At 69.3% G+C, this 1199-nt stretch carries 2 protein-coding genes; both read left to right on the top strand.

Annotation, left to right across the window (positions count from 1 at the left end; translation table 11 throughout):
- On the top strand, positions 1–550 hold a 550-nt coding region (locus FJ980_RS32780), incomplete at its 5' end, for a hypothetical protein (protein ID WP_246676685.1).
- Positions 550–1199, top strand: a 650-nt coding sequence (locus tag FJ980_RS32775; protein WP_140547578.1) for a hypothetical protein, incomplete at its 3' end; no start/stop codon positions are given. The genes FJ980_RS32780 and FJ980_RS32775, both read left to right, overlap by 1 nt.

The following is a 1199-nucleotide window of genomic DNA, read 5'->3' as shown; positions in this document are numbered from 1 at the left end:
GCCCGGCCAGGAAAAGCCCCCTTGGCGCATCCCAGAGAGGCTGACCATGTGCACATTAGCCCTTCTCGGCACGGCCATCTCGGTGGGTGGCGCATTGATCGAAGGCCGGCAGCAAAACCAGGCGGCCGGTTACCAGGCCAAGGCCTACGGGCAGCAGGCGCAGGCCGATGCGCAAAGTGCCGCCTTCGAACAGAGCCAGGAGCGCCACAGGCAGGATCTGCTGCTTTCGCAGGCGCGGGCCCGGGCGGGCGCCTCCGGCGTCGGCCTATCGGGCTCGCCGGCCGAGGTGCTGGCGGCCAATGCCAGGCAAGGCCAGCTCGACCTGAAGGCGATCCAGTACGGCTCGGCGCTGCGCCGCAACACTCTCGACAGCCAAGCGGCGCTCGCGCGCTACTCCGGCAGGCAGGCCGCGGCGGCGTCGATCTTCAAGGCCGGCGGCAGCCTCGTCTCGGGTCTCTCGCGCCTCTACGACCCGACCAAGGCCGTGACCTTCGGCAAGGGCGCCTTCCCGCCGGCGCCGGGCGGCGCCTTCACGGGAGGGCTCTACTGATGGCGACGATTCCACTCCAGCTTGCCCAGCGCCGGCTCGAGGCCGGCAATGGCGTTTCCTATCCCGAGAGGTCGCCGGCCGGCAGGGCGATGCAGGATCTTGGCGACGAGCTCTCGGCCGTCGCCGAGCGCTACCGGCAGATGAAGGAGCGGCAGGAAGCGTTCGACGCGGAGCTCGCGCGCCGCCGGTTCGCCGACCGCATCGCGCAGGCGGAAGACGACGTGGCGGCGAACGCGCCGGCCGACGGCAGCGGCCTGCACGATGCGATGTATGGCGAGGTCGATCCGCGCAGCGGGCAGGTGGTCAAGCCCGGCCTGTTCGACAGGCTGTTCGACGAGGCCCTGCCTGAAATACCCGAGAGCCGGCGCGCCGATTTCGCTAGGCAGAAGGAGCCGATGCGCGCGGCCGGCTCGCCGCGCATGGCGCAGCGGCAGCAGGAGCAGCGCGATGAGTATGAGCTGGCGGAGTGGGCGAAGGTCGACACCATGTCCACCAGCTCCATCGCAAAAGGCGACCCGAACGACATCGGAGCTTTCGAGGCGATCCGGCAGAACGGGTCCGATCTGATCGCCAAGATCGGAAACCCGGTTATCAGGCAAGCGGCGGAAGTGGCCTGGAGCAGCAACACGGCCAAGGCACTGGTTCAGGC

The organism is Mesorhizobium sp. B1-1-5, from assembly GCF_006443065.1.
GTDB lineage: Bacteria > Pseudomonadota > Alphaproteobacteria > Rhizobiales > Rhizobiaceae > Mesorhizobium.
The sequence above is the reverse complement of the archived record's forward strand: the minus strand, read 5'-3'. Positions and strand labels throughout refer to the sequence as shown.